28 protein-coding genes are annotated in these 25,721 nt (G+C 40.0%); 1 reads left to right on the top strand and 27 read right to left on the bottom strand.

What is annotated here, in order from left to right; translation table 11 throughout:
* Positions 1–140: 140 nt before the first annotated feature.
* The 15 genes from AC0VYH_RS12845 to AC0VYH_RS12915 form a co-directional block, all read right to left on the bottom strand.
* On the bottom strand, positions 141–1,328 hold the full coding sequence (locus tag AC0VYH_RS12845; protein WP_475372610.1) for a pyridoxal phosphate-dependent aminotransferase: 1,188 nt from the start codon (positions 1,326–1,328) through the stop codon (positions 141–143).
* A gap of 22 nt (positions 1,329–1,350) precedes the next feature.
* The gene (locus AC0VYH_RS12850; RefSeq protein ID WP_430243043.1) at positions 1,351–1,848 is read right to left on the bottom strand and encodes a cell wall elongation regulator TseB-like domain-containing protein; all 498 of its coding nucleotides are present in this window, start codon (positions 1,846–1,848) and stop codon (positions 1,351–1,353) included.
* 12 nt (positions 1,849–1,860) lie between these two features.
* Entirely contained in the window at positions 1,861–2,031 is a 171-nt protein-coding gene (locus AC0VYH_RS12855; protein ID WP_098443938.1) for a YpmA family protein, read from the bottom strand.
* A gap of 324 nt (positions 2,032–2,355) precedes the next feature.
* On the bottom strand, positions 2,356–3,180 hold the full coding sequence (locus tag AC0VYH_RS12860; RefSeq protein WP_226613685.1) for a ComEC/Rec2 family competence protein: 825 nt from the start codon (positions 3,178–3,180) through the stop codon (positions 2,356–2,358).
* 43 nt (positions 3,181–3,223) lie between these two features.
* Positions 3,224–6,019, bottom strand: a complete 2,796-nt coding sequence (dinG, locus tag AC0VYH_RS12865) for an ATP-dependent DNA helicase DinG (RefSeq protein WP_430243044.1) — start codon at positions 6,017–6,019, stop codon at positions 3,224–3,226.
* 210 nt (positions 6,020–6,229) lie between these two features.
* Positions 6,230–6,613 (bottom strand): aspartate 1-decarboxylase, encoded by a 384-nt coding sequence (panD, locus tag AC0VYH_RS12870; protein ID WP_430243045.1) that lies wholly within the window; start codon positions 6,611–6,613, stop codon positions 6,230–6,232.
* 3 nt (positions 6,614–6,616) lie between these two features.
* On the bottom strand, positions 6,617–7,480 hold the full coding sequence (panC, locus tag AC0VYH_RS12875; protein WP_430243047.1) for a pantoate--beta-alanine ligase: 864 nt from the start codon (positions 7,478–7,480) through the stop codon (positions 6,617–6,619).
* The gene (gene panB, locus AC0VYH_RS12880; protein ID WP_430243048.1) at positions 7,477–8,316 is read right to left on the bottom strand and encodes a 3-methyl-2-oxobutanoate hydroxymethyltransferase; all 840 of its coding nucleotides are present in this window, start codon (positions 8,314–8,316) and stop codon (positions 7,477–7,479) included. The genes panC and panB overlap by 4 nt, the downstream gene beginning before the upstream one ends.
* 262 nt (positions 8,317–8,578) lie before the next feature.
* Positions 8,579–9,556, bottom strand: a complete 978-nt coding sequence (locus tag AC0VYH_RS12885) for a biotin--[acetyl-CoA-carboxylase] ligase (RefSeq protein WP_283154068.1) — start codon at positions 9,554–9,556, stop codon at positions 8,579–8,581.
* On the bottom strand, positions 9,541–10,728 hold the full coding sequence (locus AC0VYH_RS12890) for a CCA tRNA nucleotidyltransferase (RefSeq protein WP_430243049.1): 1,188 nt from the start codon (positions 10,726–10,728) through the stop codon (positions 9,541–9,543). Before AC0VYH_RS12890 ends, AC0VYH_RS12885 begins: the two co-directional genes overlap by 16 nt.
* Complete coding sequence (gene bshA / locus AC0VYH_RS12895; protein ID WP_475367674.1) at positions 10,725–11,861, bottom strand: N-acetyl-alpha-D-glucosaminyl L-malate synthase BshA; 1,137 nt, start codon at positions 11,859–11,861, stop codon at positions 10,725–10,727. The genes AC0VYH_RS12890 and bshA overlap by 4 nt, the downstream gene beginning before the upstream one ends.
* Entirely contained in the window at positions 11,858–12,571 is a 714-nt protein-coding gene (gene bshB1, locus AC0VYH_RS12900) for a bacillithiol biosynthesis deacetylase BshB1 (RefSeq protein ID WP_475365369.1), read from the bottom strand. The genes bshA and bshB1 overlap by 4 nt, the downstream gene beginning before the upstream one ends.
* Positions 12,552–12,962 (bottom strand): methylglyoxal synthase, encoded by a 411-nt coding sequence (mgsA, locus tag AC0VYH_RS12905; RefSeq protein WP_194221901.1) that lies wholly within the window; start codon positions 12,960–12,962, stop codon positions 12,552–12,554. The genes bshB1 and mgsA overlap by 20 nt, the downstream gene beginning before the upstream one ends.
* Before the next feature lie 11 nt (positions 12,963–12,973).
* A complete protein-coding gene (dapB, locus tag AC0VYH_RS12910) occupies positions 12,974–13,774 on the bottom strand; it encodes a 4-hydroxy-tetrahydrodipicolinate reductase (protein WP_475365370.1) in 801 nt (266 codons plus the stop codon).
* Between the two features lie 2 nt (positions 13,775–13,776).
* A complete protein-coding gene (locus AC0VYH_RS12915; protein ID WP_194221903.1) occupies positions 13,777–14,115 on the bottom strand; it encodes a nucleotide pyrophosphohydrolase in 339 nt (112 codons plus the stop codon).
* 243 nt (positions 14,116–14,358) lie between these two features.
* On the opposite strand from AC0VYH_RS12915, the gene AC0VYH_RS12920 reads away from it, so the two are divergent.
* Positions 14,359–15,228, top strand: coding sequence for a YitT family protein (locus AC0VYH_RS12920; protein WP_475367490.1), 870 nt, complete (start codon positions 14,359–14,361; stop codon positions 15,226–15,228).
* Positions 15,229–15,264: 36 nt separating this feature from the next.
* Here AC0VYH_RS12920 and AC0VYH_RS12925 read toward each other — a convergent pair whose 3' ends face one another.
* The 12 genes from AC0VYH_RS12925 to aroA all read right to left on the bottom strand — a co-directional run bounded on the left by AC0VYH_RS12925 (position 15,265) and on the right by aroA (position 25,718).
* Positions 15,265–15,942, bottom strand: coding sequence for a zinc metallopeptidase (locus tag AC0VYH_RS12925; protein ID WP_475372611.1), 678 nt, complete (start codon positions 15,940–15,942; stop codon positions 15,265–15,267).
* A gap of 114 nt (positions 15,943–16,056) precedes the next feature.
* Entirely contained in the window at positions 16,057–16,818 is a 762-nt protein-coding gene (locus tag AC0VYH_RS12930) for a sporulation protein YpjB (protein ID WP_475372612.1), read from the bottom strand.
* A 59-nt stretch (positions 16,819–16,877) separates the two neighbouring features.
* Positions 16,878–17,471, bottom strand: coding sequence for a lipoprotein heptaprenylglyceryl N-acetyltransferase LhaT (lhaT, locus tag AC0VYH_RS12935; protein WP_475365373.1), 594 nt, complete (start codon positions 17,469–17,471; stop codon positions 16,878–16,880).
* Positions 17,472–17,560: 89 nt separating this feature from the next.
* Positions 17,561–18,328, bottom strand: a complete 768-nt coding sequence (locus tag AC0VYH_RS12940) for a menaquinol-cytochrome c reductase cytochrome b/c subunit (protein WP_194221908.1) — start codon at positions 18,326–18,328, stop codon at positions 17,561–17,563.
* Between the two features lie 64 nt (positions 18,329–18,392).
* Positions 18,393–19,064, bottom strand: a complete 672-nt coding sequence (gene qcrB / locus AC0VYH_RS12945) for a menaquinol-cytochrome c reductase cytochrome b subunit (RefSeq protein ID WP_194221909.1) — start codon at positions 19,062–19,064, stop codon at positions 18,393–18,395.
* Positions 19,065–19,076: 12 nt separating this feature from the next.
* Positions 19,077–19,574, bottom strand: coding sequence for a ubiquinol-cytochrome c reductase iron-sulfur subunit (locus AC0VYH_RS12950; protein WP_194221910.1), 498 nt, complete (start codon positions 19,572–19,574; stop codon positions 19,077–19,079).
* 133 nt (positions 19,575–19,707) lie between these two features.
* Positions 19,708–20,178 carry a YpiF family protein gene (locus AC0VYH_RS12955; protein ID WP_430243061.1) on the bottom strand — a complete coding sequence of 157 codons (471 nt, stop codon included), beginning with the start codon at positions 20,176–20,178 and terminating at the stop codon, positions 19,708–19,710.
* On the bottom strand, positions 20,159–20,995 hold the full coding sequence (locus AC0VYH_RS12960; RefSeq protein ID WP_475365374.1) for a GNAT family N-acetyltransferase: 837 nt from the start codon (positions 20,993–20,995) through the stop codon (positions 20,159–20,161). The genes AC0VYH_RS12955 and AC0VYH_RS12960 overlap by 20 nt, the downstream gene beginning before the upstream one ends.
* A 184-nt stretch (positions 20,996–21,179) precedes the next feature.
* Complete coding sequence (locus tag AC0VYH_RS12965) at positions 21,180–21,716, bottom strand: ReoY family proteolytic degradation factor (RefSeq protein WP_194221913.1); 537 nt, start codon at positions 21,714–21,716, stop codon at positions 21,180–21,182.
* A 67-nt stretch (positions 21,717–21,783) separates the two neighbouring features.
* Positions 21,784–23,058 (bottom strand): tetratricopeptide repeat protein, encoded by a 1,275-nt coding sequence (locus AC0VYH_RS12970; protein WP_303530994.1) that lies wholly within the window; start codon positions 23,056–23,058, stop codon positions 21,784–21,786.
* The gene (locus tag AC0VYH_RS12975; protein WP_475365375.1) at positions 23,028–23,987 is read right to left on the bottom strand and encodes a hypothetical protein; all 960 of its coding nucleotides are present in this window, start codon (positions 23,985–23,987) and stop codon (positions 23,028–23,030) included. The genes AC0VYH_RS12970 and AC0VYH_RS12975 overlap by 31 nt, the downstream gene beginning before the upstream one ends.
* 444 nt (positions 23,988–24,431) lie before the next feature.
* Positions 24,432–25,718, bottom strand: a complete 1,287-nt coding sequence (gene aroA, locus AC0VYH_RS12980) for a 3-phosphoshikimate 1-carboxyvinyltransferase (protein WP_475365376.1) — start codon at positions 25,716–25,718, stop codon at positions 24,432–24,434.
* Between the last annotated feature and the right edge of the window lie 3 nt (positions 25,719–25,721).

Consider the following 25,721-nt stretch of genomic DNA (forward strand, 5'->3'; position numbering starts at 1 on the left):
TTTCCCTCCAACTAATTAGAAAAAATTGGCGCACATTCTTTATACAATAGGAGAATAGCGCCATGAATTAATTTGTTTAAATAGATGAATCTATTGTTCGGTTCTTATTATACCGATTATTTGGCCATACAACAACTTGCTTAAACTGTCTGTTTCGTTTTAACAAATCGTTCAATTCGATTTATAGCTTCAAGAATCACATCAAGTGATGTTGCATATGAAAGCCTAACATTATCAGGTGAACCAAAGCCGGATCCAGGCACAAGCGCTACTTTCTCTTCTTCAAGAAGGCCTTTTACAAACGCATCAACAGAATCAAAACCTGTCTTCTCTGCCGCTTCTTTAGCATTAGGGAAAAGATAGAATGCTCCTTGTGGCTTCACACATGTAAATCCAGGTATCGCATTTAATTGTTCATAAACGGTGTTTAATCTACCTTCAAATGCTTCTTTCATTTCACTAACAGGCTCCTGTGACCCTTCATATGCTGCTAGAGCTGCATATTGGGAAATGGAAGTTGGATTTGAAGTGGAATGGCTTGCAAGGTTTGTCATTGCTTTAATGATCTCTTTTCTCCCTGCAGCATAACCAATTCTCCAACCTGTCATGGAATGGGATTTGGATACACCATTAATAATAATCGTTTGATCCTTCAATTCAGGTGAAAGCTGTGCGATAGAAGTATGTTCTGCTCCAGCATACACAAGCTTTTCATAAATCTCATCAGAAACAATGAGAATGTCATGCTCTAAACAGAATGCACCTATTTGCTTAAGCTCTTCAGGGGTATAGATCGATCCTGTTGGATTAGAAGGAGAATTAATGATCACAGCTTTTGTATTGGACGTTACTGCTGCTTCAAGTTGAGAAATTGTCACTTTAAATGACTGTTCTTCTTTACCTTCTACATAAACGGGCTTGCCACCAGCAAGCTTAACTTGTTCAGGATAACTAACCCAGTAAGGTGTAGGAATAATAACCTCATCACCTTCATCTAGTATTACCTGGAACAATGTGTAGAGAGCATGCTTCGCTCCAGTACATACAATAATTTCATCAGCTTTGTACGTTATATTCTGATCTTCTTGGAATTTAGCGATAATGCTTTCTTTTAGAGGAAGAATGCCTCCAGAAGGAGTATATTTTGTTAACCCTTCATCCATTGCTTTCTTCGCTGCTTCAAGAATGTGAGATGGTGTATTAAAATCTGGTTCACCTGCACCTAATGCGATAACGTCATGTCCTTCAGCCTTCAATGCTTTTGCTTTTGCAGTTATTTCAAGCGTAGCAGACGGTGTAAGAGCTGCTACACGTTTAGATAAATTCATTTCTCTTCCTCCCTTAATCACATTAACTTTGTTTTATTGAACGAGATCGCCAATATTCACCATTACTAAAATAATAATATGCAAATGTATAGCGGTTGTCGGTATCAATGAATGTGGCTTCCCATACAAGCACTTGCTTCTCTTCTTGATTGATTTCAATACCTGGTTTAATATTAATGACTTCTTGTGGAGAAAATTCTTCAGAAAGCTTCTTTTTGATGGCTTCTAACGTAACGCCGTCTTCTATTTTCTTTGTGGCAAGCGCCCCATCCTTTCGTGGCACGAAAACATAAACCTGATCTCCATCTGCATCGCTACCTTTTAAGACAACATATGCACTATTTGTACCATGATATTGAACCGCTTCATCAACTTTTTCTATCACCGATTCCGATTCAGCTCTCTCAATCGCTTTTTCTTCTAGCCGATCAGGTTGATCGGTTACGGAAGAATAAAATGAAATGCCTTGCCAGATCAAAACTGCTAAAATCACGCCTGCAATTATTCCTATTACTCGCATTCGCTCACCCTATTATGTACGATAGATTGTAAAAATCATCTGGTCCTGGTCTTCTTCATCAAGTGCAAGTCCAAACATTAAATCTTTTTCTTTTAAGGTGCGATTTAACGAATCAACAATTTTGTAAATATCGAGGGATTTACTAACCTTCACAGTCGACAATACTTCAATGTTGCTTTCCATTGCTGTCATCTCCCTATAGTATGTGTTTTAAGCTACCAATCCTTTTATAGAGACGTTTTCTCACTCAGGGATAAATTTACTACTTATAGATGCAAAAAGGTGTGACAAACTATAAGTACCGTCAAAGACGGTGCACTATATCTGCTCCACTTCCAACAGTGCCTGCGCCTTGCGCAGGCTATTTTAGTGGGACGGTTTCATGCGATTCATTGATCCCTCTTGGAGATATGAGACACTTTTTCTATAAGAAAATAGGACGGCTTCTTTTCTATTCCTATTTTTAAATAAGTTACGGGATTTTGCAACAAATACTATGACGAATTTTCATCTAACTTCTTTAGTAGGAAGTGTGATAACGTCATAACGATCATGTTGCATCCTTAGGGTTACGCTTCCGATTCGGTATGGGTAATAGACATCAGTCCAGCTTTCACTTAACCGTTCAAGGACTGATTCACTTACATCAATGTTATTGTGACGAAAAATCACGGCCATTTGTGGATCGATGGCGTTCAATAATTCGGTTGAAGTTCCATTACCTGATCCGAAATTCGCAACTTTCAATACCTCTACTGCTCTCCCGGAAGACGCGATCTCTTCCTCTAGTTCGAGATTCGTTTCTCCCATCAGTAGTAAATCCTGACTTCCTAAGGATAGCACAAATGTTACAGAACCCGCCTTAGATATGTTTATAATTTCGACATCCACGCCATCCATCAGTGTAAGCTTTTGATTTATCTTTAAGTTAGTCTTTTGTAGATGAGTTGGTATCTTCGTAAGAAATGCCTTTTCTGCTTGATCAGATAAAAATACTTCGTCTATATCAAAATATTTGAGCAATGCAGTGAAGTTTCCTGTATAAGCTTCCTCAGCATTCGTAAGCCAAACTTTTCTCAGCTCCTTCACCTGGTACATCTGTAGTCGATTCATTAGCTCTTTTTCGGAAAGGCTACTCCCTGTATTAATCAGAATTGCCTCTCCATCTGATCCTTGTATCAAAACCGCTTCTCCAATTGATAGATCAAGAAAAGTTACGGCTACTTCGTGGTGCTTAAGGTGTAAGTCAACAGATTGGATAGCTGCGTCAGCACCCGGGCAAGCCAAACTAAAAAAAAGGAAGCTCGCACTAAGTAAAAGTAATTTCTTCATCACAAAACCCTCCTGTAGAATTAGTTTGTGATGAAGTGGAGCTTTATAACCAGAGATCTAATTCATTTACTAATTCTTCCGTTGTCCCTTTCATAAGAGGAACGTCAGGGAGTGACTTTACAAATGAACGACCGTATCTTGTAGAAATGATTCTGCGGTCAAATACAAACACAGCTCCTCGATCTCGCTGTGATCGAACAAGCCGACCAAAACCTTGTTTGAATCGAATGATTGCTTCAGGTAGAGAAAGTTCCATAAATGGATTTCCACCTGACTGCTTCAATTGCTCTGATCTAGCCTGAAAAACGGGATTATCTGGTGGTGAAAATGGAAGACGAACAATGATAAGGCAGCTTAAGTCTTCGCCTGGTATATCTACGCCCTCCCAGAAGCTGCTTGTACCAAACAGAATCGCTTCTTCACTTTCCTTGAAATTCTTCGTAAGCCTTACTCTACTTCCACTATCTACGCCCTGACTGATCAAAGTTAACTCATCATGAACAATGAGCTCCTTCATACGGTGGTGAGCTTTTTTGAGCATATCATAAGATGTAAAGAGAACGAGCATTCTCCCTCGAGTGACGCGGGCAATTCGAAGAATCGCTTCTGTAATATGGTCTACAAACTGATTGTCCGATACATCTTTAATCATTGGTAAATCAGTCGGAATCATTAGCCTTGCCTGTTCACTATAATCAAATGGAGAATGATATTGGTGAATAAGTGGCCCAAACTCCTCTAATCCAAGTCTGTTAATAATGAAATCAAACGAATTTCTGACAGTTAGCGTTGCAGAGGTAAGCAAAATACTCTTTTTCTTTCCAAAATAGTCGCTTGATAGTAATGAACCTACCTCAACAGGTCTACTAAACAAAAAGGCTGAATTTAATGAGCCCTTCGGATCAATCTCCACCCACTTCACATCATTTTCGCTTTCGTTTAGTAAGAGGTAATCTACTTTTGAAAGTTCCTCCAAAACAGAAGCATGAATTCCTTTAAAATCAGCTGAAGTGTTCAATTGCTCTCTTGTGAGTTCATCTTCTTTTAAATCAAGTTCTTTTTCTACCTTCTTTAAACCTTTATCCAAATCTTTCAAGTAGAACACTAATCGATGAGCTGCTTCTTGAATAGCTTCCCATGTAGGACCGTTTTCATCAGAAATACGATAGCTTAATCGACCAATTTCATTCGAACGATGAGTGTTTTTCTGAACGTAACGATGAAGCATGCGAAAAAGCTCATCTACATCTCCAAGAATCGTCTTCACATAAGCATCAATTTCCCTTTTGGTTTCATCTATTTCGATTTCAAGGTTTTTGAGGATACTAATTACCTTTCCGTAAATGCCATCACCATCTTTTAATCCCATCCGAACAAACCCTTGTAGGATAGAAAAGTAATCCGTTTTAATACCGAAGAATTCTGTAGCAATATCTTCTAGATGATGGGCTTCATCAATTACTGCCTGTTGATAAGCGGGTAATAATTGATGGTCGTTAATTAAATCACTAAATAATAAAGCGTGATTTGTGATGATTAAATCAGCATTCATCGCAAAGCGCTTTCTTCGATGGTAAAAATCACGGGAGAACCACGGAGAACGGTGGTTTGCAGATACAGCGGCATCGCTTTTCACCTGTTGCCAAAAAAGCTTGCCTCCACTAGAGAGATTTAATTCCTCCACATCCCCATAATCTGTTTCTAGCAACCATACGAGAATTTGAGCTTTCGTTAAAATCGTATCATAATTATCTTCTTCTACATGATGAAGCTGCTGTTCAAATCGCGTTAAATCCAAATAATGACTTCTGCCTTTAATAATCGTGGCTCTAAAAGGGAACGGCAAAATATCACGAAGAAACGGTAGGTCTCTTTGTAATAGCTGTTCTTGTAGTTGGATTGTATGCGTACTGACAACAACAGGCTTACCTGTATTTTTGGCATGAACAACCCCAGGTAATAAATACCCTAAAGATTTTCCTATACCCGTCCCAGCTTCAATCAAAATGTGCTGATTTGTTTCAAAAGCTTCTGAAACCTGCTTCATCATGTCACTTTGACCTTCTCGCACTTCAAAACCGGGGATAATCTTAGACATTTTTTCCTCAAATTCATTTTGGGCATCATGGAACGCGATACGCTTCTGAAGTGACTCAACTTCGTCTACTTGCTCTTGTAATTTAATCGCTATATCCCGAAACACTTCAAAATTCCCTTCAGGCTCAATCCGTTTCTGCTTATCTTGAATAAGCTCATGAAGGACTACTTCTATATCACTATAAAGCCGAGTTGAAAGCTCCTCGAGCTGCGTTAACGTTACGAGCGGTAAATCACCCATCTTATCAAATAGATAAAGCAAAAGCTCCGCTGTTACCTCCGCATCACTATCTGCTTGATGCGGATTATCATGCTGGATTTCTAAAAACTCTGCTAGTGAAGATAATTTATAGGCCTCTGCTGTAGGCAAGAGGATTCGTGCAAGTTCTACTGTATCGAGCGTTGGTCCAGTAAAAGCCTCATATCCACTTGAATCAAGCTGTGCATTCATGAAATTAAGATCAAATCGAACATTGTGCGCAACAAAATAAGCACCGTCAAGACGTTTAAGAAGTTCAGGTGCGACTTCTTCAAATAGTGGCGCATCTTTAAGATCTTCATCCGTTATCCCTGTCAGCTGCTGAATAAATAACGGTAGTGGTTTTTCAGGATTAACAAACGAAGCATATCGGTCAACGATCGTGTCATCCTCTACAACAGCAAGTCCAATTTGAATAATGCGATCCCCGTTTTTGGGGGAATTACCAGTTGTTTCAAAATCTATAATTGTATATCGATTCATACGTTTTCACCTCAGTTGCTTAAACCGTTCAAGCGGTCACCTTACTAACTTTATCATTTTTTCTATGGAACGGAAAATAATTTCTTATAACATGAGATAAGAATCCACGAAAATGCGATAGATTCGATTGTGAGGATATGATTTGAAAGGAGTAAAACTAGGATGGCCCTTCAAAAAAAAGCCCTGGACCAAAGTCCAGAGCGTAGGTATTTATAATATAGTCGCCTCAGGCTCTACCCCAATCATATCGATGATCGTATTGTGATCGTCCATAATCGCAACACGAGGCGTAAAGTTTCTGGCTTCTTCTTCACTCATCATCCCATAAGCGACAATGATGACGACATCGCCCTCTTGAACATGACGAGCTGCAGCACCATTCAAACAAACTACACCTGACCCTCTTGCCCCAGGAATAATATACGTTTCCAACCTTGCACCATTATTATTATTAACGATTTGAACTTTCTCATTCGGTAGCATACCAACCGCTTCGATAATATCTTCATCTATTGTGATGCTTCCTACATAGTTCAAATTTGCTTCTGTCACACGTGCTCGATGAATTTTCCCCTTCATCATTGTTAGAAACATGTTCTACACTCCTATCGCTATTTCGCTTTTTAGCGCTACAATATTATCAATTAGCCTTGCAGCAGAGAATTGAACGGCAACCGCTATGATAACGTCTTCTGTTATCACATGTACCTTCTCTAATGCAGGGTAGGCTAACACTTCTACATAATCAATACTTCCAGAAGTTTCGCTTAAGTAAGTTGAAACGATGTCTTTAATTCGTTCCGGATTTATTTCGCCATCACTAAGTGCTTTTGAAGCAGCACTTAAACTTCGTGAAAGTTGAATGGCTTCTTTCCGCTCGGTTGGTGTTAAATACACATTCCTTGAACTTTTGGCAAGCCCATCCTTCTCTCTAATGATAGGACAAGGGACAATCTCAACAGGTACATTAAAGTCATCGACTAGCCCTTTTATCACAGCTACTTGTTGAGCATCCTTCATACCAAAATAAGCTCGATCAGGTAGTGTAATTTGCAACAATTTCAAAACGACTGTAGCTACGCCATCAAAATGACCAGGTCTAGATTCACCACATAATGTATTAACACGTTCTTGAACGGTTAGCTTTGTCGTACGCTCCTTCGGATACATTTCCGTTACATCAGGGTAGAATAAAACATCTACTCCTGCCTGACTTGCTAGTTCTTCATCTCGCTTTAGGTCTCGGGGATAGCGATCAAAGTCTTCATTCGGACCGAATTGAAGTGGATTCACAAACACACTCATGATAACGCAATCATTTTGCTTCACAGCTTCTCCCACAAGGCTCATATGCCCTTCATGAAGATAACCCATGGTTGGTACAAAACCAATCTTCTGTCCTGATCTCATCGCTTGTTTTGAGAATGATTGCATTTCGTTAATAGTCTTTATAATCTTCATAGCCTTGTTCCCCCATACATTCCTGAAAGCTGCTCCTCTTTCATATTAAATGAATGTTTTTGTTCGGGAAAATGACTTCCTTTTACATCAGAAACGTATTGTTCAACAGCTTTATGAATTAAGTTAGACACGTTAACATATTGCTTGACGAACTTAGGTACATGACCAGAACCATATCCGATCAAATCATGATAAACGAGTACCTGGCCATCAGCTTTGACCCCTGCTCCAATCCCTATTACTGGAATAGAAAGCTCGCTAGATACAATTTCAGTCAGCTGTTGCGGCACACATTCAAGTACTAGGGCAAATGCTCCAGCTTCTTCAACAGCTTTCGCTTCTTTTACTAATAATCCGGCACTTTCTGACTCTTTTGCCTGTACTTTATATCCCCCAAGAACACCTACTGATTGCGGAGTTAATCCTAAATGCCCCATCACTGGCACTCCAGCTGAAGTTAACTTTTGAATATGATGGATAACTTCTCCACCACCTTCAAGTTTAACAGCGTGAGCTCCTGCTTCTTGAAGTAATCGACCAGCATGAGAAAGCGTTTCAGAAACGCTGCTATGATAAGTGAGAAACGGTAAATCTGTAACGATAAAAGTATTTGGGGCGCCTCGCTTAACCGCTTTTGTATGAAGGACCATATCATCCATCGTTACTGGAATAGTTGAGTCATAGCCGAGCGCCACCATTCCAAGTGAATCACCGACTAATAACAAATCAATATGAGCTTCTTCTACTAACTTAGCTGAGGGATAATCATATGCCGTAAGCATAGCAATTGGTTCTTGATTTGCTTTCATTTTTCTAAAATCACTCGTTGTTTTCATATCTTTTCCTCCTTTATTCAGAGGAATACCGCACAAAAAAACTCCTGAAATGGAATTGCAGCAGACAGGGGTATCCCATCAGTCTATGACAACATAGACTAGCTGCAACGCTCCATCTTCAGGAGGTTACTGTATCGGTCTCATCCCTCTGTCCCAGTCCATATGGATCAAGGCAGATTATTTTTTTGAAGTTACGATTGGTGCGGCTCCATCCGGATACCACCCTTACATCTGTTAGTATAGCAGAAATCATCAGCTATAGTTAACAAATTTCGATATCTGCTGAATAAATGTAATGCATCTTACCACTTTCATCTTCCAAAAGGAGTACCCCTTCTTCTGTTATTCCTTTCGCAAGACCTTCAATCACACCATTCAGAGTTCTCGCCTTAATTCTTCGACCAAGACTGACGGCATAACTTTCCCAAAGTAGCTTGATCATTCTAAAACCGTTATTTAAGTACTCTTCATAGAGCGTTTCAAGTTCATTTAAGATAGCAGCTAATAACACTGAGCGCTTTATTTCTTTTCCTAATTCAATCCTAAGGGAGGTAGCTGTCGTTAAATCTTCTGGAAAATCTTCTTTTGTGGCATTGACGTTAATACCCATTCCAATAATAATTGATTTAATTTGATCAGCTTCTGCTTGAAGTTCCGTTAGGATTCCAACTACTTTTTTTCCATCTATGAGAATATCATTTGGCCATTTAATTTCTGCTTCAAGCCCTGTTTGTTTACGGATGGCATGGACAACACTAACAGCTGCGATAAGAGTGAATTGAGGGGCCCTTTGAGGCGGTAATTTTGGACGAAGTATAATGCTTGTCCAAATACCACTCCCAGGTGGAGAATGCCACGAACGTCCAAGTCTTCCTTTTCCCGCTGTTTGCTCATCTGCAACAATGATCGTACCGTCTGCTGTCCCTTTATGCGCATAGTCATGCGCAATAAACTGGGTCGATTCGACAGTAGGATAGGTGTAAATGGTTTTGCCAAGAAAATCTGTTGTTAACTTTAAGCTGATTTCTTCTTTACTTAACATATCTGGTCTAGAAACAATTCGATAACCTTTTTTCTGAACAGCCTCAACCTCATATCCGTTTTTACGAAGTTCAGATACATGTTTCCAAATGGCTGTTCTAGATACATTAAGCGTTTCGCTGATCATTTGACCAGAAACATATGATTCTGCATGTTCTTCAAGCATTTGCAGCAGGCGCTGCCTTATTGAGTCTGCCACTGTTCAAGCCACCTTTTAATGCTGAATTTCTCATTCTTTATCTCTTCTGTTATTACAGCATGCTCAATTTGTTTAAGAGCTTCTCCAACCCATGGCCCGGGCTTTGTACCCTTCCATTTAATCAATTCTTCTCCAGTCACAACGAGCATTTCGGCTGATGTTATCACTAGTTCTGAAGCGATTCGATCCACTTCTAAAAGATTTGGTGTGCGCTTTTCAAAAACGGATAAAAGCCGTTCGCATGACCTTACTTCGGGTATAGCTTCGTATATGCGCCACCTGCTCCAGCCCTCTCTTTTAACAAGATCGACATTCCTTAATAGAAATTCGACCTTTTTAACGATCCGATTTGGTAAGCGCCATTCTTTAAGAAATCGAACGGGATCATCTGTAGTCCGCGCAAGAAAAGCCCATCTCTCTTCTTCCGAAGCCAGATAGTGCAGGTACCTTGTCTCTTCAAGCCATTTCTCTAAGTTTTGGAGTCCTGGTAAAATTTGGTGCAAACGTGCTTGAACAAGCTGATTGATGGCTGAATGAACAGCCTTTCCGTACAACAATTTGCTTATCTCAATTTGAATTCTTTCAATCGCCACACGCTTAAGGAGAGGCGCGTTCAGTATTAACGCTTCTTCCGTTTCTTTATCCAACGAAAAGTCCAGGACACTTTGAAACCGAAGCGCTCTTACCATACGTAGAGCATCCTCTTGAAAACGCTCAGCGGGATCTCCTACAGTGCGTAAAAGGCGACGCTTCAAATCATCTAGACCATCGTATAAATCAATCACATCCCCCTTTATTGAAAGAGCCATGCTATTTATAGTAAAATCTCGCCGTCCTAGGTCATCTTCAATCGTTCCAAGAAATGATACTGCTGATGGATGTCTAAAATCCCGATAACCTTTTTCAGAGCGGAACGTTGTCACTTCAAAAGATAACTCCTTATAGATGACTGTCACGGTGCCATGATCAATCCCAGTAGGTACAACTTTATTGAATAGCCTCATTACTTCTTCCGGTTTAGCAGACGAAGCAATATCAAAATCAGCAACAGGTATACCTAGTAAAGCATCTCTCACAGCTCCTCCAACAATGTAGGCTTCAAATCCATCTTCAGTTAGGATGTGAAGCACTTCCATACATGTGTTGTAAGCCTCGCCTTTTAGGTCAATCAAGTCAATGCCCCTTGAAGTGTTTTATAATAAATGGCTTCATATTGTTCTAGAATCCGTTGTGAAGCAAATCTCGTTTCAACAGCTTTTACAGCTGCCGTACTCATTCTTTCATGCAGAGCGTCGTCCGATAGCAACTGCTTTGCGTAAGAAGAAATCATATCTATATCACCGACTTCTGCAATAAAACCGTTCACATCATGTTCGATCACTTCTGGGATTCCCCCAATGTTCGTACCAATGGCTGGAACTCCACAAGCCATCGCTTCAAGTGCAACAAGCCCAAAGCTTTCTTTCGAAGAAAGCAATAATTTCAAATCACAAATTGAAAGAATTTCAGCGACATTTTCTTGTTTACCAAGAAATTTCACTTTATCTTTCAAACCAAGTTCATTAACGAGTTTACAGGCAACTTGAATTTCAGGACCGTCTCCTATGAGTAGCAGCTTCGCTGGCATGTCATTTTGAATACGATGGAACACCTTAATGACATCCGGTACACGTTTCACTGCTCTAAAGTTTGAAATATGAACAATCACTTTCTCCTCTTCCGAAATACTGTATGTTTTCCTTAAATCGGCAGGCTCTTTTGGATAATAAATCCTTTCATCAACAAAGTTATACACTGTATCGATCTCTTTATCTGTTTCAAGGAGCCGATGCGTTTGTTCAACGAGATCATCTGACACAGCTGTAACTCGATCAGATTTTTCAATCCCAAATCGAATCAATTGTGTTAAGGAAGGATCATAGCCAAGCACGGTAATATCCGTACCATGGAGCGTTGTCACAATTTTTATGTCTCCTCCCACCATTTCTTTAGCAAGAAAAGCACAGACCGCATGCGGAACAGCATAATGTACATGAAGCAGATCAAGGTTTTCTCTTTGAATAACCTCTGCCATTTTACTTGCAAGGGTTAAATCATACGGAGGATAACGGAAAACCGCGTATTGATTTACTTCAACTTCATGAAAATAAATATTCGGGTGGAACGTATCCAAACGGAAAGGAACGCTACTCGTAATAAAATGGACTTCATGCCCTTTTTCAGCAAGCATTTTACCAAGCTCAGTTGCGATCACTCCAGAACCCCCGACAGTTGGATAACAGGTAATACCAATTTTAAGTGTCATTTGCTTTCTCCTAACGGAAATTCTTCCATACATAACAGATTCTTTGCGATAAACCCTTCCGCATAATCTACTCCAGATTCTTTGCCATATAAGTATTCACGATTGATTACTTTCTCAACGTAGCCATTCGTTAGTGGAGTTGAGACGCTTCCGTTACTTAGAACGAATTGACTTTCATAGGCTTCTAGAGACTGTTTCTTTGCTTCTATTTGATGTGAAATATTAATTGTAAACTGAGGGCGGTGAAATCCATTAATAAAATAATAATAGACCTGACTTACTTTATGAGCAGATCCTAATTCAGGATTGTATTTTCGGATTCCAGCTGAAAAAACCGCTTCTTCAACTAAACGAGCAGCATGTTCATGATCAGGATGGCGGTCTTCTGGATATGGAACAAAAATAGCCTTAGGTTTTGTGCGGCGTATTAATTTAACAAGGGAAGAAACTTTATCATCAGAGATCGTCAATCCACGGTCAGGAAACTTCATATTCACCCTCGTTTTAACAGATAAGATTTCTGCCGCATTCCTTGCTTCATGGTGCCGTATAAACACGGTCCCATTAGATGATAGGTCTGCCTCGGTTAAATCACAAATCCCCGTCTGTTTACCTTCGTCGGCAAGTTTCTTTAATGTTCCAGCCATTCCAATCTCAACGTCATCAGCATGAGCTCCGAACGCAAGTATATCAAGTGTTATTTCTTCCATGTACAATTTCTCTCCAATCCAATTCTCCCCTAGCAAGGGCATGTACAAGAATCTCTGCACTGCCCATATTTGTTGCTAGCGGGATATCGTATACATCACAAAGCCTAATAAGAGCAGTTATATCAGGCTCATGAGGCTGTGCTGTGAGGGGATCTCGAAAGAAAATCACTGCATCCATATCGTTTTCTGCAATCATAGCGCCAATCTGCTGATCTCCACCAAGAGGTCCTGATTGATACCGGTGCACGTCTAATCCCGTTTCATCAATAATTCGCTTACCAGTTGTACCAGTTGCAAAAAGTTCGTGTGGATCTAGAATCATTTTATACGCAAGAGTAAAACGAACAAGATCATCCTTTTTCTTATCGTGCGCGATTAAAGCGATTTTCATAAGGTCATCCCCTACTCCATAATATTTTCAAGACCATAGACAAGCTGATCAATTTTCAAAACCGTTTCAACAGCTAACTGCACACCTGGCATAAAGGAAGCTCGATTCATTGAGTCATGACGAATTTTCAACGTTTGTCCTTCTCCACCAAATAAAACTTCCTGATGAGCAACAAGTCCCGGTAAGCGTACGCTATGAATTCTCATTCCTTCATAATCTGCACCACGCGCACCTTCTAAATCCTCACGCTCATCTTCATGCCCCTGTTTCTTTGCATCTCTTACTTCTGAGATCATTTTCGCTGTTTTGACAGCAGTTCCTGATGGAGCATCAAGCTTACGATCATGGTGTTGCTCGATAATCTCAACGTCATCAAAATATTTAGCTGCCATAGAAGCAAACTTCATCATAAGAACTGCACCGATAGCGAAGTTTGGAGCAATAATGGCTCCTAATTCTTTTTGTTCAGCTATTTTGGATAATTCTTCAACATCATCATTAGAAAAACCTGTTGTCCCAATGACAGGACGGACGCCATGATTAAAAGCAATCTCCATATGTTTTTTTCCATATTCAGGCGTTGTTAGATCAATTAATACATCACATTCTACTTCTGACAAGCACTTGTCAAGATCCGTATACACAGGAGCATCTAGCGACGGAAGTCCTTCGATATCCGCTACCGTTTGCCCTGTTTGTTTGCTGTCAATAACTGCAGTAAGAGTAAAATGACCTGTACGATCTACCAACTTCACTGCTTCGCTCCCCATGTTTCCTCTTGGTCCTGCGATTACGATTTTCACTTCTTGCATGCCTATTCACTCTCCTCTTCAATTCTCGTCCATCGATCTTTGTCTCTCGTGTTAAATTTAGTCATCACTTTTCCAAATGCTTCATCAAGATCTATATCTAACGAATTTGCAAAGCAGGTTAGTACAAAGAGGAGATCTCCCATTTCATTTTCAATGGTACGCTCTTCCTCTGTATTTTTTTTCGGTTTTTCACCATGGTAATGATTAATTTCACGTGCAAGCTCACCAAGTTCTTCGGTCATTCTTGCTAGCATCGCAAGGGGAGTAAAATACCCCTCTTTAAACTGACTTATGTATTGATCTACCTCTTTTTGCATCTCACTAATCGATCTATTAGCCATCTGTCAAACCACCTTTCACATCATTTCTTATGTTAGCTAAAAGATAGGCATTTGACAAATGTTTCACAAGTTTTTTCTTTATCAAATCTTCACCTCGTCAGATCTTTAACACCAAATTCGTAAAATCTAACAACATATTCTTATCAAACCTAAAGTGAGTATAACAGATTCAAATTGCTGTCTGCTCAGTATTTGATTATAATGAATTCTGTTGGCTCTACTGGAGGGATAGGAGTGGTTATTATGGAAGGCATACGTGGAAAAAATGTATTGTTCATCTTACTTGGGTCTGCAATCTTTGCATTTGGCCTTGTGCATTTCAATATGGAAAATAATTTAGCGGAAGGTGGCTTTACTGGCATTACCCTTTTGCTATACTTTCTATTTCAAATTGATCCTGCGATTAGTAATCTAGTTCTTAACATTCCATTATTTCTAGTTGGATGGAAGTTGCTTGGTCGAAAGGCATTTATTTATACGATTATTGGAACCGTTTCCTTATCTGTGTTTCTATGGATTTTTCAGCGATATTCCGCTCTATCCATCCCACTTCAAGACGATTTAACTCTTGCAGCATTGTTTGCAGGAGTGTTTGTAGGGGTTGGTCTTGGCATTATCTTTCGTTATGGAGGAACAACCGGTGGGGTGGACATCATCGCGCAGCTCGGTTCTAAATACATTGGCTGGAGCATGGGTAGAACGATGTTTATTTTCGACTTTTGCGTTATAGCTTTATCACTTGTTTATTTAAACTATAAAGAAGCGATGTATACATTATTAGCGGTATTTGTAGCTGCTAGAGTCATTGACTTTATCCAACAAGGGGCATATTCTGCGAAAGCGACCATGATCATATCTGAGAATAATAAAGAAATCGCTGACAATATTATGAAGCAGATGGATCGGGGAGCGACCGTATTGAATGGAAAAGGCAGCTTTTCCGGTCTTCAAAAAGAAGTTCTTTATTGCGTTGTTGCTCGAAATGAAATTGTACGTTTGAAAAATATCATTCGACAGGTTGATCCACATGCTTTTGTAGCCGTTAACGATGTTCAAGATGTTTTAGGTGAAGGCTTCACCCTAGATGAAAACAAAAATCCCATCGACCAATAAAAAAATCTCGCCCCATAAAGGGCGAGATTTTTTTATTTAATCTTCGTTCATTCCTATAAAGATGAACACAAAGCGGAGTAATTCTAATAGAGCAACTACTGCTGCTGCAACATATGTTAAAGCCGCTGCATTCAATACTTTTTTCGTTTCTCTTTCTTCATCATTTCGAATAACGCCTGTTGATACAACTTGTTCCATTGCTCGATTTGAAGCATTAAATTCAACTGGAAGTGTTACCAATTGGAACAACACAGCTGCACTCATAAAGACGATCCCAAGTAAAATAAAGTTTTGCGATGCCATCAAAATACCAGCGAGAATGATGAAATAGCTAAAGTTTGAACCAATATTCGCCACAGGAACAAGCGTATGACGGAAACGAAGCGGTGCATAGTTCTGCTCATCTTGAATCGCGTGTCCTACCTCGTGTGCAGCGATCGCTGCTCCCGCCACTGATTGACCATGAAAATTACCTGATGATAGTCTTACTGTTTTTGAGCGAGGATCATAATGATCCGAAAGTTGCCCGCGCACTTCTTCAACCCCTACAGAATATAACCCATTTTCATCGAGAATTTTTCTTGCCACTTGAGCACCAGTCATCCCAGACGAGTTTGGAACTTTTGAGTATTTTTTGTATGCGCTCTTCACTCTACTCTGAGCCCAGAGTGGAATGATCAACAAAAGCGCAAAATAGACTAGAAAACCAGCCATTTCCATTCCTCCATCATATGTGTAATTGCTTTCTAAACTGTTATTAACGTCAATTTTAGTCAAATCCCACTAGAAAGTCAATCACACTGTTTCAGGTTCACAAGATCTTCAAATTTAATCGGCTTGTTTCCTTTTTAAGCCTTCTTTTTCGCCTCTGTATTTTCGATAGGTCACATAAATCAGTGTCGCGATGATAATACCTCCAATTGAAACAATTAACCATAAAAGGGAAGATTCCTCAGATGAAGAAGGATGGTAAGCTCGTTTGTAATCATCTTTCATGGTTTGCAATTGACCCGATAATTCTGAATTACGATCAGACCCATATCGCTCAATAAATGCAATATGCGAATCAAGTCGTTGCTGAGTTTCAGGCGAGAGATCAATTGCCATCGCTGGGCGTATTACACTGTACGTTCCAATAAAACGATCCTTACTCGCATTGTAGACGTCTACGTCTCCGTGTTCAATAGCGGTGGACATTTCGGTAATAAGCGGGAGAATTTGGTCATCCGTCTGTTTCCACATTGGCTGATCTTCAGCTACTAGCGCATCAACAGCCAGACGAAATTCCGTTAAGGACTGAATTCTTTGATCAACTGCTTTATCCATAGCTGTCACTGCCTTTAGTGCACGGTCATGTGTATTGAGGATCACTCTTAATTCAGTAGTCGAAAGTTCACCAGACTGATCACCTGGAAAAGCATTAGAAAATTCATCAAGCATCGTTTTAGCACGGTCAAACTTCTCTTGTTTGCCAAATTCCAACGCATTTGCTGCTATATCATTCCAGACTTGTTTCGTATCTGTTTCCGAAGCATGTACATTGACGGGAAGCGTCAAAAGCAACACTACAAGGAGCCATCGTCTACCCATTCCCTGTCCCTCCTTCTTCCTACTTCAATGTATGAAGAAATGGACAAGAGTAGACCATCTTAGATAGAAAGCTGATAGCGTCCTTTTCGAACAGATAAGAAATAGACAAGAGCTAGAGAAAAGATCGACAGCCAGAATGTAAAATATCCAATAAGCGGTGTATACTCACTTAATATTGAATAACTTGGCATTTGACCGAAAACATAATCGATCACATCATTATGTAATGTCCATATCGCCACTAGCACGAGATGCCACAACTTAATTCTGTAGAAAGGAGTAAAAAGCAATCCTTCTATCGCCATTCCAAGATGAGATAAGATGAGCATAATTGCGATAGGAGATAGCTGTCCTGTCACAACCATCACTAGAGCATTCATAATGACCGCCCAAATCCCATACTTGAATAAAGTCACGGCAGCTAGACTTTCCATCAGTGGCCAATTTTTACCGAAGAGAAAGGCCAGTAAAACAAAACAGAAAAACAGACTCGCTGTAGGACTATCCGGAACAAATAGTAAAAAGATAGGCTTTGTTTCTGCTAACTGCCATCCATACCAGTAATAGCCGTATATGGTACCCGGAATGTTAATGATCAACAGAAGTAAAAGAAAAGGTCTTGATTTTAGCAGGTATAAAAATTGAGAAATCATAGGCATCTCCTTTTCAATATCTTTCATCGATTGAAGTGCATAAGCAATTTAAATGAGAAAAAGCTGACTGTAACAGTCAGCTTTTCATCTTATTTATTTGCTTCTGCCGTTTCGACAATAAATTCAGCTAGCTTCTCACGTTCTTCATCAGAACCTTTAAAAGCATTCGCTGGCATTCCGCCGATCCCGTTCACAGCAATGTCCATAATCGACTCTTTGGTTTGCTGTGTTTCAAGAAGAGATGGACCTGAACCACCTTGAAGGCTGTCCCCATGACAACCAATACAGGATTGTCCAGAATAAATGGCGTAACCTTCTGATTCTTTGTCAACTTCAGCTTCAACAATTTCCCCTTGCTTTGCTGCTTTTTCCCAGTCATGAGTTACAACTGATTCCCACGTCAAGTATACCGTTGAAATAAGACCAAGTAACATAAGCGCTGTCGCAACAGGACGCTTAGCTGGTCTTCTTTCTGGACCGCGGTCAAGCCATGGAGCAAGAAGAAGTGCACCAAATGCAAGGCCTGGCATAACAACTGTACCTACAAGCGTATAGTCACCGGCGGCAAATTTGTACTTCAAGAGCTGGTATAAGAAGAGAAAGTACCAGTCAGGAAGCGGCGTATAGGTCGCATCTGTCGGATCCGCTACACGCTCGAGTGGAGATGGATGGGCAATTGTTAGTGCTAGATACCCAACTAGAAATACAGCACCTACCATCCACTCTTTTAATAAGAAGTTCGGCCAAAACGCTTCTGTTTTGCCGGGGTACTCTGAATAATCTTTTGGAATGTTAGGCTTTCTCTGCGCAGGAATACGCGAATCGCCAACAAACTTCATTCCTTTTCCGCGATGCATCTGTCCCCCTCCTTCGTATAAAAAATTGTGTCGAAATGATCATTATAAGTTCTGAGATTACATCTTATAGCGGGCCAGAAATACCCTGTTTACGAATCATGATAAAGTGAGCACCTAGCAATCCAAGAAGTGCAGCTGGCAAGAAGAATACATGAATCGCAAAGAAACGAGCGAGCGTTTGAGCTCCGATAATTTCTCCACCTGCAAGAAGAGTTTTTGCCCATTCTCCAACCACTGGTATAGTCACTGCAATTTCAAGACCAACCTTCGTTGCGAATAGCGCTTTCATATCCCATGGTAAAAGATATCCTGTAAACCCTAGACCAAGCATAACGAAGAAAATCAATACACCTACAACCCAGTTTAATTCACGAGGTTTTTTGTAAGAGCCGGTAAAGAACACGCGAAGGGTATGTAGAAACATCATAACGATAACGAGACTGGCTCCCCAATGGTGCATTCCTCTTACAATTTGTCCGAATGCTACTTCGTTTTGAAGATAGTAGACAGACTCCCAGGCATTCACAATGTCAGGTACATAATACATCGTAAGGAACATCCCGGATAGAATTTGAATAACGGTAATAAAAAACGTTAAACCGCCGAAACAATAAACAAACGCCGAAAAGTGATGAGCAGGGTTAACGTGCTCTGGCACTTCGTGATCTGCAATATCGCGCCACATTGGCGTAATATCTAAGCGTTCATCTACCCAATCATAGATTTTATTTAACATAGATTACGCCCCCTAACGTGGTTCAGGTTTTCCGAGGTAAAGTTTTCCATCTTCAACTTTCTTGTTGTAAACATCAAGCGGCGCAAGAGGTGGTGTTCCTTTTACATTCACACCATCTTTTGTGTAACGGCCACCGTGGCACGGACAATAAAACTGATCTGGATATGCTGCGTTTGAAGCCCAGTCCACCGTACACCCTAAGTGTTTACAAACAGGTGAAAGTGCGACGATTTCGTCTTTTTCATCTTTGTAAACCCATGCGGATTGAGTGACCTCAGATTCATACCAACCGTCTACCTGGTCAATTTTGAATTCTTTACGAACAGGTTTGTTCGTAATCTCACTTGTGTCCATTACAGGAACAAAATCCTGCTTGGCACCTTCTTTTAATAATGGATCAATTGCAAAACGAACCATCGGCATTAGCATTCCTGCTGCCATAAAACCGCCGACACCAGTCAGGCTGTAGTTTAGAAATTGGCGTCTTGTTACTTCCTTCTTCTTCGCCATTGGTTTCCCCCCTATCCTATGAAGTCAGTCCAGCCGGACATAAATAGTACATACATATAACTAGGACATTCCTATGATAGCGTAGTCACTCTTGCTCTGTCAATATTCGGATTGGTCTTTAGCATGCCACAAACTAACTATTTATATTACTTTGCCACGTATTTGTTACAAATTGTAAAACTTGTTTCACTTGCGCTGATACCGTTTCCATTTTATATTGTTCATCCATATGCTCTAGAGGGATCGCTGGCATCCATAGCATAGCACTATCTAACTGATCTTCAAGTTGCTTCCATTCAACATCGGCTGTTAGGGTAACAATGTGCTTAATTCCACCTTCGAATAACTCTTGTTCTACTTTTTTTAGACGTTCTACTTTTGATAATGATTCCTCAGAAGTCAAATAAGTAAAGGAAGGTAATAATAATAGACGCCCTTTTAACTGTCTTTCAAGCTCACTTGCTATTATGTTTATATATTCTCCCATCGATACAGTTGTTTTTATGCTACTCGTCATCGATATCGGGACAAGCGGAAGCACAGCAGTATCTACATATTCTTTTTCTTTTTCAAATAGAGCGATATCAGCTTCTGTCCATTTCATTTTGATAACTCCTTTTCTGTCCATATAAGTGCCAAATGGTTTGGTGGGACTTCATTTCTAGCCACTTCGCTTCTTTCATTGGTAAATCAATCCAAATCGTTCTCGCTTCCTCGCTTGCACAGTTGCTTGCAATCTCCCACATTTCTTTACTATAAAGGACCGTTTCATTAAATACTTTCACATGCAAATAAGAAGCTCCCTTCTCCTCCTTCGTCATCATAAAGCTTCCATATTCATTTAGAAAGATCTCAGTGCTATCAATGTAAGAAGACGATAGAGAAGGAACGAAGGGAAGTGGATAATAGATTGAATACGGGAAAAAAGAATGACTATTATTTCCCCATTCTTTTTCTATTAGACCTTTCTTTTCTGTTCCGGTCACTTTTTGAAAAGGTGACGTCACGATGTCACCAGAAACAGAATGAGGACTTATACGCGATGAGACTATAACTGCCTCAAGGTTCATATGTAAGTGAGGTGCTAAGCGATTACCTGCTATATTATACTCTTCTGTCGCATACCCGATCCATTTCACATTTGAATTGTTATGTGCTTCTTTACGTAGGAAGTTCATTAATGCTGAAGCAACACCTTTACCACGATAGTCAATATGAGTTCGCAATCTACCTAGAACGGCAGCTTCATCTTCATAGAGCGTCATCCCCGCTATGCCGATTAATTTCCCTGCTTCAAAATAGCCGACCATCTTCTCTTCTTTAATCAACCTTTTAATAATCCGGACGACATAGTCATCTTCAATTCCAGTCGGCATTTCTTCTACAAGAGCGATATCATTCCACTCTAAACTTCGGATCAACACGTCTTCTCCTCTCTTGACTGTGAGTCGGTTAACTCAAAACGAATTCGACTAGCGACATTCATTTCTTTCTTAGTATACCATCTGTAAGATCATCGATGAAGGAGTATTCTCGAACGCACGTTCCAAGTATATGCTCATAACGATAGCCACCAAAATAAAAAAACCCTTGAAAAATCAAGGGTTATAAATTACTTAATTGCTTGCTTAAATTTTTGAACGCCATTTCATCATTGCGATCCAGTGCTTCATCAATCTGCTTCAAAATCGATTCTTTCTTGAACCGTGTAAACGACTCATCAAGAACCATTTCAGCCATAAATGAATACTTTTTATCCGCTGCCATATTTTCTGGTAAAAATGGATTTTCCTCCAGAACAGCCACATAGTGTGGAGAAACGTTTTTACTCTTGAAATTCAATTGAATGTAGATAGGCTCGTCCTGATTCAGACGAATGTCATGAAATGATTTTTCAGGGTCAGTCGTGATGATGTTGTGCTTATAAAAACGGAATGGAGCATTTTCTACACAATGAGTTGAGATCACAAGCGCCTTTGGACAAAACTCAGCATTCTCAACAAAATGTACGTTACCCATGAGCACTTCATCGCTTATTAAATAATTTAACAGCCAGACACATTCACGTTTCTTCACCTGGTATTTCTTCAAAAACCATTTCAGAAAGTCTTTCTTTTCAACGACAGAAACGGAGCTGCTCATAGCGATTCCTCCCTGAGATTTTCCTAATTTAACAATTCGTCATTGAACATAAATTTCCTTCTTCGCCTTACTCCTCTTTAAATGTTTCTTCTTCAAAGCGCAGTACTTCTTCCTCAAGATGAACGAGCGTTGGGTCCAACTCCAAAGCTAGCTTAAATGCATTAACAGCTTCTTCACGCCGACCCTCTTCAAACAAAAATCCTCCATACTCTTCTAAAAAGATCGGATCGTTTCTGAAATAAGTATATGCGTTTTCATAACGTTTTATGGCATCTTTATACTCTTCTACCTGCGCATAAGCAGTTGCAGCAGACCAATCTAAGTAAGGATCGCTTTGATCTCCTTCTTCAATATTACGTAGTAGATCAAGGATGTCTTCATATCTTTCTTCTGTTCTAAGATACGTTGCAAGCGTCTTCGCTGCTTCAATGTGCGTTGGATTAATAGCTAGTAATTCGCGTAAGTACTGTTCACCGCTTGCGTTATCATGAGTTTTATAACTTAACCTGCTCGCTTGCAAATAGAGCTCTTCGTTAAATTCATCCACCTTTATTCCGTCTGCTAGTACTTGAATTGCTTCACTAGTAGCGCCCTCTTCTTCATAGGCTTTTGCGAGGTATGGATAAAGCGTGCTGTATTGTGGATCAACTTCCTTCAGTTCGTTAAATGCGTTAATGGCTTTACGGTATTCACTTATTTGTAACGCTGTGAAAGCATATCCAAAGAGTGCATTAATTTCGCGAGCATTCTCAAGGCCTTTCTCATAGTAAGTAAGCGCCTCTTCAAATTGTCCGCTTCCACTTAGGGCTTCAGCTAACCTCAGTTCAATGTTCTCATTCGCAAGCTCTCCCTTAGTTCCGAGTACTGATTCATAGTAAGGTACAGCTTTTAAATGATGCCCTTGAGTGAGATAAAACTCACCTAGTCCAAAATCAATGATTGGCTCATCAGGTGAAAGACGCTTTGCTTCCATTAATTTTTGTTCCGCAACCTCTTCCAAGCCTTCTGTTTGATATAGATCCGCAAGCAAGAGAAGCGCCGGCGGATAAGCAGCATCACTTTCATCTATTTTATTTAATGCGGCAATAGCCTCCTGCTCTTGTTCAAGATCAACATAGCATTCAGCTGCCTGTACAAGTAATTCTCCTTCATTTGGATAGTGTATTAACAGTTCCTCTACTACATCTCTAGAATCTTCAATCAGTCCAAGACTATAGTAAATGTTTGACAGATCATATAATGTTTCATGATCTGCATCTTTTCGTACTTCTTTCAATTCTGTTAAACCTTTTTCAAAGTTCCCCGACTCAATTAATGAGACAGCCTGCTTAAGACGCTCCACGTTCCAAAACTCCTTCTAACACTACTTTTTTTATTTCGATGACTCGCAGTAAAAAACGATGGTCTGTGAATTTTCAAATGTTGACCATATCCTGGTTTTAGGAAAACATGATGATTCACTTTCAGTAATTCACCACGAAGTCCTGAAATGATTGGGTCTCTTCCATCATAATCAAGAAATAGTTCATCTTCAACTTGATTGCCTGAATTCGTTCGATAGAGATTAAAATCAAAATCCGTTCCTGTAAGGATTCCACCTTTTTGAGGATAAAAACCAATTCGCATTAATATTGGTTTAGGAAGCTGTCTCCTTCTCAATAATTCAGGATAGTGGAATGCGTCTAGCCCTTTGAGTACCGCTTCATCAAGCAATTGTGGAAGCTTAAGTTCTATAGCATCAGAATTCCACGTTTCGATAAATGAAAACAAAGGCACAAGCATGGCATGATAAGGAAAATTCGCTTGAACGATCCATTCAGATACGAATTCTTTCCATTCTTCCTCACGTTTAAAATCAATTACAATGAACGGAACCTGGTAACGTGCACACTTCCTAATAACATCTGGAGTCACTTTTGTGCTGTCCATTCGTAAACCAAGAGCATAGTCAATAGGAGAATTCACTAGGTATGATAACGAACGACTGATCTCTTCTTCAAATGTATAAGCATGTTTTATTTCGGTTAACGCTAGAATCGAAGTGACGCCTTGTAACATGTATTCTCTCATTAATTCGATAAATCCACTCTCTGGTTCTCTATTGTTTATTTCTGAAAGATAAACTTTCCCAGCCATCATTGAAAAACCGTTCAAGTTGCAACGGACTCCTTTATTAAGCTTTCCAACCTTCGTCTTATAAGATAACAATTCATCCGCAACCAACTTATAATCAGTGCCATCTATAGATGCATTTTCATAAAGACGTTTCAAACAAGCGCCCCCCTGCCATTTTGTTTATGACAGGCTATGTTTTAAAGAACTTGTTTATGTTATAAAAGCACCAATGAAAAAAATTCCCTGTGCCGAAAGCCTTTGTTAGCGCTTTCAAAACACAGGGACAAAATAAATATGGATAGGAGTGGAGAGAAACCATTACTATTCTTAGTATAACAGGGTATTCCAGAAAATCAACAGATTCTTTAGAAAATTTCGGTTTTTATCCAAAAAGCGTAAGCGCCCGTTTAGAGCCGACTAGCGCTGGAAACTTTCACTCTGAACACGCCCTTTGTGTTCAGAGTGAAAGGCGAAGCGTCTCGAGGCTCTGGGCGCTGAAGCTGGACACCGAATAGCGTAAGCGCCCGCTTAGAGCCGACTAGCGCTGGAGACTTTGTGCGCCAAAAGATGGGAGGTGTTGTCACATAAAAAAGCAGGTTCCTAGGAACCTGCTCTTAGTTGTTTCAAATGTTCAAAGAAATCAGGATATGAAACTTTGATTGCTTCAGGTAATTCAAGCTGGACAGACCCCTCTGTAATGCAACCTGCGACTGCAAGCATCATTCCAATACGGTGATCACCTAAACTTGAAACCTGTCCACCATGGAGGCTTGTAGGGCCTTCTATAACCATTCCATCTGGTGTTCCTGTTACAGATGCTCCCAACGTTTGTAATGCTTCAACGACTGCATCGATACGGTTTGTTTCTTTTACTTTTAATTCTTCCGCATTTCGAATAACCGTTTTTCCATTAGCCTGCGTAGCAAGTAAAGCAATAACTGGAAGCTCATCAATCAATCTAGGGATCATCTCCCCTTCGATCGTTGTTCCCGAAAGATCGCTAGTACTAATTGTTAAATCAGCCACTTCTTCCTGATTCACAACCCGCTTGTTTTTAATGGACAAAGAAGCTCCCATCTGTTCAAGAACATCTAATATACCTGATCTTGTCTCGTTAATCCCTACGTTTAATAGGGTTAAGGTGCTATTAGGAACGATTGCTCCTGCTACTAGGAAAAATGCAGCTGAGGAGATATCACCTGGTACTTCTACATTTGTAGCGGTTAGATGCTGTCCCCCTTCAACGCTGACAGATAAACCGTCTCTCTTCACTTTGACACCAAAACTTTCTAACATATTTTCAGTGTGGTTTCGTGAACGATGAGTTTCTGTAACCGTTGTAACGCCATCAGCTTGAAGACCCGCAAGAAGAATACCTGATTTCACTTGGGCACTCGCTACAGGTGAATCATATGTAATACCACTAAGATTACCGCCTCTAATCGCTATCGGAGCAAACGTGCCATTCTCTCTCCCATCAATTGCTGCACCCATTTGGCTTAATGGAACTGTTACGCGATTCATTGGTCGCTTTGCAATTGACTCATCTCCAGCTAATACAGAATGAAATGGTCTTCCAGCGAGTAAGCCCATCATTAAACGAAAGGTCGTTCCAGAATTCCCTACGTCGAGAAGCTCTGATGGCTCACGAAGACCTTCGATACCTTTCCCTTCTACCACTACTGAAGCTCCGTCTTGTTCAATCTGAACACCCATTTGTTTAAAGCAAGAAATCGTACTTAAACAATCTGCCCCAGGAAGAAAATTTGTAATTCGAGTTGTACCTTTTGCAATGGAACCAAACATAATGGCACGATGAGAAATTGATTTATCTCCAGGAATTGTAACTGTTCCTTTAAGACTTTGTGCTTGCACAATCGTTTCCATAGT

The organism is Anaerobacillus sp. QJM3NY_32 (assembly GCF_056173645.1).